Annotated in this window: 10 protein-coding genes; 3 read left to right on the plus strand and 7 right to left on the minus strand. The window is 60.0% G+C overall.

The window, feature by feature from the left end; translation table 11 throughout:
- The 3 genes from secB to HUJ17_RS13495 form a co-directional block, all read right to left on the minus strand.
- Window positions 1-449 (minus strand): protein-export chaperone SecB (gene secB / locus HUJ17_RS13485; RefSeq protein ID WP_290511179.1); only part of this gene is annotated, 449 nt, incomplete at its 3' end.
- Window positions 450-461: 12 nt separating this feature from the next.
- Entirely contained in the window at window positions 462-740 is a 279-nt protein-coding gene (gene grxC / locus HUJ17_RS13490; protein WP_063508193.1) for a glutaredoxin 3, read from the minus strand.
- 2 nt (window positions 741-742) lie between these two features.
- The gene (locus HUJ17_RS13495; protein WP_290511180.1) at window positions 743-1,159 is read right to left on the minus strand and encodes a rhodanese-like domain-containing protein; all 417 of its coding nucleotides are present in this window, start codon (window positions 1,157-1,159) and stop codon (window positions 743-745) included.
- A gap of 112 nt (window positions 1,160-1,271) precedes the next feature.
- Here HUJ17_RS13495 and HUJ17_RS13500 point away from each other — a divergent pair, with 112 nt between their 5' ends.
- The 3 genes from HUJ17_RS13500 to HUJ17_RS13510 are packed head-to-tail and all read left to right on the plus strand — an operon-like array spanning window position 1,272 to window position 4,538.
- Complete coding sequence (locus HUJ17_RS13500; RefSeq protein WP_290511181.1) at window positions 1,272-2,432, plus strand: peptidoglycan DD-metalloendopeptidase family protein; 1,161 nt, start codon at window positions 1,272-1,274, stop codon at window positions 2,430-2,432.
- Window positions 2,433-2,472: 40 nt separating this feature from the next.
- Complete coding sequence (locus HUJ17_RS13505; protein ID WP_290511182.1) at window positions 2,473-3,774, plus strand: S41 family peptidase; 1,302 nt, start codon at window positions 2,473-2,475, stop codon at window positions 3,772-3,774.
- Window positions 3,774-4,538, plus strand: a complete 765-nt coding sequence (locus HUJ17_RS13510) for a divergent polysaccharide deacetylase family protein (protein ID WP_290511183.1) — start codon at window positions 3,774-3,776, stop codon at window positions 4,536-4,538. The genes HUJ17_RS13505 and HUJ17_RS13510 overlap by 1 nt, the downstream gene beginning before the upstream one ends.
- Window positions 4,539-4,544: 6 nt before the next feature.
- On the opposite strand, the gene HUJ17_RS13515 is transcribed toward HUJ17_RS13510, so the two are convergent.
- The 4 genes from HUJ17_RS13515 to hisH form a co-directional block, all read right to left on the minus strand.
- Complete coding sequence (locus HUJ17_RS13515; protein ID WP_290511184.1) at window positions 4,545-5,435, minus strand: bile acid:sodium symporter family protein; 891 nt, start codon at window positions 5,433-5,435, stop codon at window positions 4,545-4,547.
- A gap of 226 nt (window positions 5,436-5,661) precedes the next feature.
- Window positions 5,662-6,438 (minus strand): imidazole glycerol phosphate synthase subunit HisF, encoded by a 777-nt coding sequence (hisF, locus tag HUJ17_RS13520; protein ID WP_062815666.1) that lies wholly within the window; start codon window positions 6,436-6,438, stop codon window positions 5,662-5,664.
- A 12-nt stretch (window positions 6,439-6,450) separates the two neighbouring features.
- Window positions 6,451-7,191 (minus strand): 1-(5-phosphoribosyl)-5-[(5-phosphoribosylamino)methylideneamino]imidazole-4-carboxamide isomerase, encoded by a 741-nt coding sequence (gene hisA, locus HUJ17_RS13525; RefSeq protein WP_063508187.1) that lies wholly within the window; start codon window positions 7,189-7,191, stop codon window positions 6,451-6,453.
- An 85-nt stretch (window positions 7,192-7,276) separates the two neighbouring features.
- On the minus strand, window positions 7,277-7,697 hold a 421-nt coding region (gene hisH, locus HUJ17_RS13530), incomplete at its 5' end, for an imidazole glycerol phosphate synthase subunit HisH (RefSeq protein ID WP_290511185.1).

A 7,697-nucleotide genomic window follows, 5' to 3' on the forward strand; every position in this document is an offset into this window, starting at 1 on the left:
TCAGCCTGCGCTTTTGCCTGCTGTTGGCGTTGCTGCTGGTACAGGGCATCGAAGTTGATCGGCTGCAGCACCATCTGCGGGAAGGAGCCCTTGGCGACCAGATCCGAGACCACTTCGCGCACATAGGGGAACAGCAGGTTCGGGCAGTAGGCACCCAGCAACTGGGCCCGCTCTTCACCTTCGACACCCTTCACGGTGAAGATACCGGCCTGCTTCACTTCTGCCAGATAGAAGGTTTTTTCTTCCTTCTCGTCCTTGGCAGTCACCGTGACGGTCAGCTCCACTTCGAATTCATCGGTCTCGCCAATACGACGGGCACCGTTATTGAGCTGCACATTGACCTTGGGCTTCCACTCTTCCAAGAACACTTCCGGAGCGCCCGGGCACTCGAAGGAAGCATCTTTCAGATAAATGCGCTGCAGCTGGAAAACCTGTTGTTGTTCGGCCATCTTTTTCTCCTGTTACCTTGTTCCCGACTCCCCCGAATTGGCGCCGAGCAGCGTATCCAGCTCCCCTGCGCGCTCCAGAGCATAAAGTTCATCACAACCACCGATGGGGCGATCATCAATAAAGATCTGCGGCACCGTACGCGCACCTCCGCGCTGCATCATCACTGCACGCTGGTCCGGTTGACGATCCACATCCGTTTCCTGGTAAGACACGTTCTTGCTATTCAGCAACTGCTTGGCACGAATGCAGAACGGGCACCAACCTGTGGTATAAAGCTCGACTTTCGCCATGCCTACCCCTTCACCACGGGCAGGCTGGCGCCACGCCAGGCATTGAGCCCGCCCTGGATACGATACAGCTCGGCAAAGCCCTTGCCGCGCAGCTGACGACCCAGATGTGAGGCCTTGGCACCCATATCACAAGTCAGAATAATAGGTTTGTCCTTGTATTTTTCCAGTTCTGCAATACGCTCAAGAGCCTGGCTGGCGGGGATATTGATGCTGCCGGCTATATGACCGGCACGAAACTCATCGCCGTCACGCAGGTCGACAATCACCGCATCCTTCTGGTTCACCAGATTAGTGGCCAGCTGAGGACTCAGAGCCTTGCCGCCACGGCGGGACTCAAGCACAAAGAAAACAGCCCACAGCAGAAAAAAGGCGGACACCAGAAGGTAATGGTTACTGGCAAATTCAAGCAATTGGCTCATTGGAACCCCGAATCAGTGGCAATGGCAGAGACTGTGCAGACAACTGCACAACCCCGCGCCGATGGAAAATCGGCGCCAAGTATACACACCCGCAAGGGGGTAAGGTAAAACCATGCGCCCCGGATTCCTGCTGTTATTACTCCTTCCCGCCCTGGCCTGGGGTGAGGGCACACCATCAAAGGCCCAGCTGGAGCAGCTCAAGGAGCGCATCAGCGAGCTCAGCGCCGCCCAGAACCGGGAGTTGCGCAAGCGGGACTCGGTGCAGGCGGAGCTGCGTGAAGCCGAGCTGCGCATCAGCCGACTGTCCCGGGAACAACGCAACCTGGAGCAGAAAGCCGGTGAGGCCCGTCAGCGCCTGGCCAGACTGGAAAAGGAGCAGGCACAACTGGCGCGGGAAAAGCAGACGCAGCTCGGCTGGCTGGCCAAAACCGTGCGCGCCAGCTACCAGGCCGGACGGCAGGAACGCATCAAGCTGCTACTGAACCAGGAGCAACCGGACCAGATTGCCCGCCTGTTACGCTACCAGGAGTACTACCAGCGTGCCCGCAGCAATCGCCTGAAGCAGGTCAATGATGAACTGGATGAGCTGATGGCCGTCAGCCTGCGTGTGGAGCAGGCGCGCCAGACTCTGCTCGACAAGCGCAGCGACGTACAGCGCCATGCCGACAAATTGCAGGAAGCCCAGAAAAACCGCCAGCAGACCCTGGCAAGCCTTAACCGCTCACTGGATGACCGCAGCTCCAGCCTCAGCCAGCTCAAGCAAGATCAGCAGCAGCTGGAAAAATTACTGGCAGACATGCAACGCAGCCTGGACGACATCCCCGCCGACCTGGGCGGCAAACCCTTCGGTACGCTGGCAGGCAAGCTGCCATGGCCAGTGGAGGGAAACATCGGCACCAGCTATAACAGTGCACGCGAAGGGGCTCTGCGCTGGCAGGGGGTCATTCTCAACGCACCTGCCGGCACGCCGGTACGTGCGGTATACGCCGGGCGGGTTGTTTTTGCCGACTGGCTGCGTGGCTACGGTCTTCTCACCATCGTCGATCACGGCAATGGTTACCTGACCCTCTATGGGTACAACCAGAGCCTGCTGCGGGAAGTGGGCGAGTGGGTAGCCGCCGGTGACAGCCTGGCACTGGCCGGCAATTCCGGCGGTAATCGTGCCAGCGGTCTGTACTTCGAGATACGCCATCGCGGCAAGGCCGTGAACCCCACACGCTGGTGTAATCGCCGTGTTACACTGCCGCCACTGGCCCAAAACACCAATGATTGAAGCACGCGCATTGATCTCGCGTGCCTGCCGGGGATACTGAATGCCAACGCCAACCTTGTCCTTTCTGCGCACCGCTGTGGTGACGGCACTGCTGTCCGCCGCACCCCTCGCCGCCCTTCATGCCGAAGACCCGGCTCTGGATCAACAGGCCCGTCAGCAGGGCGTACCGGTGGATGAACTGCGAGCCTTTGCCGAAGTCATGGAGCGCATCCGCAGCGCCTATATCGACGAGGTTGATGACCGCGAACTGCTGGAATCCGCCATTCGCGGCATGCTCTACGAACTGGACCCTCACTCCAGCTACCTGACCCCGGATCAGTTCGACGACCTCCAGGTCACCACCACCGGTGAGTTCGGCGGTCTGGGTATCGAAGTCACCATGGAAGACGGCTTCGTCAAGGTGGTTACCCCCGTTGACGGCTCACCGGCCAGCAAGGCCGGCATCCAGGCCGGCGATCTGATCCTGAAAATTGACGAGACCTTTGTAAAAGGCCTGACTCTGGGCGAAGCCGTTGAACTGATGCGCGGTGAGATCGGCTCGGAAATCGAGTTGATGGTGCTCAGCGAGGGAGACGAGAAGCCCCATCAGGTCACCCTCAAGCGCGACAAGATCCAGCTGCACAGCGTGAAATCCCGCATGCTGGAACCCGGGCTGGGCTATCTGCGTATCTCGCAATTCCAGAACAATACCGGCGACGATGCCCGCAAGGCCCTGGACAAACTGGCCAAGGAAGGCTCCCTTCGCGGCCTGGTGCTGGACCTGCGTAACAACCCCGGCGGCGTGCTCGGCGGCGCCGTGGAAGTGGCTGACCTGTTCATGGACAGCGGCCTGATTGTCTATACCCAGGGCCGCGAGAAAAGCAGTCGCAGCGATTTCAATGCCAAACCCGGCGACCGCCTGAATGGCATGCCCATGGTGGTGCTGGTGAACGGCGGCAGCGCGTCCGCCTCGGAAATCGTCGCCGGCGCCCTGCAGGATCAGGGCCGCGCCATCGTGGTGGGCAATCGCACCTTCGGCAAGGGCTCGGTGCAGACAGTGCTGCCGCTGAGCAAGGACAAGGCCCTGAAGCTGACCACCGCCCGTTACTACACCCCCGATGGACGCTCCATTCAGGCGGAAGGCATTGAACCGGATATCGCCGTGGACGTGGTCACCAAACTGGAAGTCCGTGAAGACATGCAGGTACGAGAGGCAGACCTGCCCCGCCACCTGAACAATGAAAATGGCGAGAGCCGCAGCGACGGCAAGCGCCAGTCTCTGGCTCAGGAAGATTATGCCCTGGCCCAGGCGTTGTCCGTGCTGAAAGGCGTGGTACTGGCCCGTAACAACGAAAGCCGCTGATGCGTCGTCTCGCAACAGGTCTGGCGATGCTGCTGGCTGCCGCCACTGCCGTAGCCCAGCCGCGCATTGCCATCATCATTGACGATCTGGGCTATCACCGTCAGAACGGCCAGGCCATTACTGACCTGCCGGCGCCGATTACCTGCGCGGTGATCCCCTACTCCCCCCATGGACGCAAGCTGGCCGAACGCGCCAGTCGAGCCGGCAAGGAAGTACTGGTGCACCTGCCCATGGATGCCGGACAGCATATTCGTCTGGATCGCGGCGGACTCCGGCAAGGAATCAGTGAAAACGAACTGCTGGATACCGTCCGCCAGGCACTCAGCCAGATCCCCCAGGCCCGTGGCCTCAACAATCACATGGGCAGCGCGCTTACCGAACAGAACGAGCCCATGGGATGGCTGATGGCAGAACTGAAAGCTCATCAGCTGTTCTTTGTGGACAGCCGCACCAGTGGCCGCTCGGTGGCTCAGCGGGTGGCCCGGCAACAGGGGCTGGCCAACGCCGGCCGGGACATCTTTCTGGATAACGAGCGTGATCTGGTCAAGATTAATGCCCAGTTCAACAAATTGATCCGACTGGCTCGCCAGCGCGGCCAGGCGATTGCCATCGGCCACCCTTATCCGGAAACCGTCCATTATCTGCAGCAGGTGCTGCCATTGATGGACGATGCCGGCATTCAAGTGGTGCCGGTTTCTTCGCTACTGGACACCCCGGCGCTGGACACTGCCACCACGGATAGTGGTACCCACGCCGGGTCCTGAGTCCGGCTATTCAGAAACCGGCTCTGCCCGGCCCCGGCCGATACCGGTAAGCCTGGCATAGCCGATCATCAGAAAACCGAAGACAAACATCAGCACCCCGTACACGGCAGACGGCACCGACATGGCTTCGGAATGCAACAAGGTCAGGGTCACCATTAGCCCCAGGGTGCCATTCTTGATACCCAGCTCGATAGCCACGGTAAAGGCCTGGTCCCGATTCAATCCGATCAGACGTCCACCCACCAGCCCCAGCACCAGCCCGGCAACATTCAGAATCACCGCCGACAGCCCCGCTTTGCGGAACAGATCCAGCGCTTCTTCACCCAGCTCAACCATCAGCAGCACGATGACTGCCACCAGCACCAGCAGCCCCAACAGACCTACTGCCTTCTCGCCCTTTTCCGCCCAGTCCTGACGGAAATGGCGAATCGTCATGCCCACGGTCACCGGCAGCAGAATGATCACAAAGAGAGTAATGATGGTGCGCAATACCGGCAGTTCCAGCACCTTGTCCGCATCCTGGAAACGCTCCAGCGCCCAGCCGGTAAAGGCCGGCAGGGTAACAATGGTGATCAGACTGGCCAGCACTGTCAGCACGATGGACAGGGCCACATCACCGCGACCCAGGTAGACGAAGAGATTCGAGGTTGTGCCGCCAGGACAGGCGGCAATCACGATCAGCCCTACCGCCAATGCCGGGGATAACTCCAGCGCCAGGGCCACCCCCAGGGCAATGAGCGGCAATAAAAGAATCTGGGCCAGCAGACCGAAGAAGGTGCCGCGGGGGGCGATGGCAACTTCGCGGAAGTCCTTGGGAGTCAGGGTCATGCCCATCCCCACCATGATCAGAAACAGCGATACCGGCAGGCCGATATCGATTAGCGCATTGGAACCCATTGCCACTCTCCCGAGGTTTTATTCTTGGTAAAGCCTCGAGAGTAAAACAGGATTTCACCGCCATCCAGTACAAAGCGGCTAGGTTGACGCATATGCTACCCCGGTCTGACGTTTCCCGACCTATACCCGTTGGCGCTTTGCTCGCAAGACAAAGGGTAAGGGCAACCGAAAGATTGGCGTTGCCAGCAAAGCGCCAGCGCACGTGCCGGGGGAAGTATCGCGGCCGCTAGTCCAGTCGCATCTCCACGCCGGCGGCCTGCATGAACTGCTTGGCCTCCTGCACGGAATACTCGCCGAAGTGGAAAATGGATGCCGCCAGCACCGCATCGGCACCGCCCTGTACCACGCCGTCTACCAGATGCTGCAGGTTGCCGACCCCGCCGGACGCAATCACCGGCACCGGCACCGCGTCGGCGATGGCCCGGGTCAGGGCAATATCAAAGCCGTTCTTGGTGCCATCCCGGTCCATGCTGGTCAGCAGGATTTCACCGGCACCGTAATCGGTCATCTTTCTGGCCCAGGCCACCGCATCCAGCCCGGTGGGTTTGCGGCCACCATGGGTGAAAATCTCCCAGCGATTGGTCTCGCTCTCGGCACTGACCTTCTTGGCATCGATGGCCACAACAATGCACTGGGACCCGAAACGCTCCGCCGCCTCGCGGACAAATTCCGGATTGTGCACTGCCGCCGAATTGATACCCACCTTGTCGGCACCGGCATTGAGCAGATTACGGATATCCTCCAGAGTCCTTACGCCGCCGCCCACGGTGAGGGGAATAAACACCTGGCTGGCGATCTGCTCCACCGTGTGCAGGGTGGTGTCACGCTCCTGGTGACTGGCGGTGATATCCAGAAAGGTAATCTCGTCAGCGCCGGCGTCGTTATAGCGCTTGGCAATCTCCACCGGGTCACCGGCGTCGCGGATATCCACAAACTGGACACCCTTGACCACCCGACCGGCATCCACATCGAGACACGGAATAATGCGTTTGGCTAAGCCCATAATGCGTTCCTGTCAGGCGCTGGTCAGTTCGTCGGACAGAGCCTGGCCTTCGCCGAAGTCCAGGGTGTTTTCGTAGATAGCGCGGCCGGTGATGGCACCACTGATGCCCTGGTCCGCCACCGCGCACAGGTGACGCACATCATCCAGATTGGTGATGCCGCCGGAAGCAATTACCGGGATGGACATGGACTGGGCCAGGCGCACGGTGGCGTCCACATTGACGCCCTGCAGCATGCCGTCACGGCTGATATCGGTATAGACGATGGCAGAGACACCATCGTTCTCGAACTGTTTGGCCAGATCAATCACATCCACATCGGTCACATTGGCCCAGCCATCGGTGGCGACCTTGCCATCCTTGGCGTCCAAACCTACGATGATGTGGCCGGGGAACTGCTGGCACATTTCCTTGACGAACTGCGGCTCGTTAACCGCCTTGGTGCCGATAATCACCCATTGCACCCCGGCATCCAGATAGGCCTGGATGATTTCCGGGCTGCGAATACCGCCACCGATCTGTATCGGCAGATCCGGGTGGGCCTTGGCAATCGCCTTGACGATATCACCATTCACCGGCTCACCGGCAAAGGCACCGTTCAGGTCCACCAGGTGCAGACGACGGGCGCCGCGCTCCACCCAGTGGCTGGCCACAGCCACCGGATCATCGGAAAACACCGTATCGTCTTCCATGCGTCCCTGCTTCAGGCGTACACATTTACCGTCTTTCAGATCAATGGCGGGAATCAAAAGCATAGCTAGGTCTCAAAACGAAGGCTGCCCTCGCAGAAGGGCAGCACATGAAATAGTAGTTTGTGCTGACAGCGGTTCTGCCGCTGAATCAGGGCCGCCAGCGCAGAAAATTCTCCAGCAGGGTCAGGCCGGCATCGGCGCTTTTTTCCGGGTGGAACTGCACCGCAAAGACATTCTTTCTGGTAGCCGCTGCGGCAAAACTCAGACCGTAATCACAACGGCCCGCCACTTCCTCATCGGCCAGCCCGGTAACGCAGTAGCTGTGTACGAAGTAGAAACGGGTGTTATCGGCAATACCTGCCCACATGGGATGCGCCATGCCCTGGCGCACCTGGTTCCAGCCCATGTGCGGAACCTTCAGGCGACCGCCGGTATCGCTCTGCAATTCACCAAAAAAGGTGACCTGACCATCAAACACGCCCAGACAATCCACACCGTTGTTTTCCTCACTGCGTGCCATCAGGGCCTGCATGCCCACACAGATACCCAGCACCGGCTTGCCGGCGGCA

The organism is Alcanivorax sp., assembly GCF_014762765.1.
Taxonomy (GTDB): Bacteria; Pseudomonadota; Gammaproteobacteria; order Pseudomonadales; family Alcanivoracaceae; genus Alcanivorax.